The following is a 1,262-nucleotide window of genomic DNA, read 5'->3' on the forward strand; positions in this document are numbered from 1 at the left end:
CGGCGCCCTGCGGCGCGGCCGGCGGGACAGGAGCACCGGCCGGCGGCGGGACGGGCGCGCCCGGCTGCTGGGCGTACGGGGCCTGCGGGGCGTTCGGGTTGAACGGGGCCTGCGGGGCGTTGGGGTTGAACGGGGCCTGCGGGGCGTTGGGGTTGAACGGGGCCTGCGGCGCGTTCGGGTTGAACGCGGCGGCCGCCTGGGCGGCCTGCTGCTGCTTCTCCTTGTTGCGCTCGACGAGCCCCTTCACCGAGGCGACGATCAGCAGGACCGGCAGGATGAACACCTTGTAGAAGACGGTGTACGTGCCGCCCTCGAAGACGAACGCCAGGTAGTAGGCGTACCCCAGGAACCCGAGGCCGATGACGATGTTGAGGACGCGCAGACCGGCCTTGATCCGGCCGGCGACGGCCCCGATGGCCGCCATGATGACGCCGCTGAGCGCCAGCGCCACGACGTACCAGGAGAAGAGCGGATCGGCGCTGAAGTCGAGATTGTTCAAAGCGGATTCCTGGGAAGGGGAAGAAGAAAACGGCAGACGCCGTTCGGGGACGACAGCGCACAGTACTGGAGGCGGCGGACATCCGTCGCCGCCTTTGTGTCACGGTGTCATTGCGCTGTGCCGGAGCGGCAGTCGACGAGGTGGGAAATGACGGGATTCGAGGTGTTGCGGGTCTTCTGCGGGCCCGACGGGAGCCACGGGAACGCACTCGGCGTGGTGCGCGACGGCGCCGCCGTGCCGCAGCGCGCGGACCGGCAGCGGATCGCGCGCGAACTCGGCTTCAGTGAGACGGTGTTCGTCGACGACCCGGAGCGCGGGGAGATCGACATCTACACCCCGTCGGTGCGCCTGCCGTTCGCCGGCCACCCGTGCGTCGGTGCCGCCTGGCTGCTCGGGGTGGACCGGCTGGTCACGGCCGCCGGCGAGGTGGCCGTGCGGCACGAGGACGGGCTGACCCGGATCGAGGCCCGGCCCGAGTGGGCCCCGGGGCGCACGCTGCGGCAGTACGGTTCGGCGGCCGAGGTGGAGGCGCTGGAGGTGCCGCCGCCGGGGGAGTGGGTCTACGCCTGGGCCTGGCAGGACGAGGCGGCCGGCACCGTACGGGCCAGGGCGTTCCCCGGGCGGGGCGACGGGATCGACGAGGACGAGGCGACCGGTGCGGCCGCCCTGCTGCTGGCCGCGCGCCTCGGCCGGGCGCTGACCGTCACCCAGGGCCTGGGCTCGCAGCTGCTGGCCGGGCCGCGCCCGGGCGGGCTGGTCGAGG

Annotated in this window: 2 protein-coding genes; one reads left to right on the forward strand and one right to left on the reverse strand. The window is 73.2% G+C overall.

Features of this window, described 5'->3' with window-relative positions; translation table 11 throughout:
• Positions 1–499: hypothetical protein (locus tag KS423_RS45660; protein WP_224285538.1), on the reverse strand; the 499-nt coding region annotated here is incomplete at its 3' end.
• Between the two features lie 147 nt (positions 500–646).
• Here KS423_RS45660 and KS423_RS45665 point away from each other — a divergent pair.
• The coding region (locus KS423_RS45665; RefSeq protein ID WP_224285539.1) for a PhzF family phenazine biosynthesis protein at positions 647–1,262 on the forward strand (616 nt) is incomplete at its 3' end.

The sequence above is a fragment of the Streptomyces sp. LS1784 genome (genome assembly GCF_020103755.1).
Classification (GTDB): domain Bacteria; phylum Actinomycetota; class Actinomycetes; order Streptomycetales; family Streptomycetaceae; genus Kitasatospora.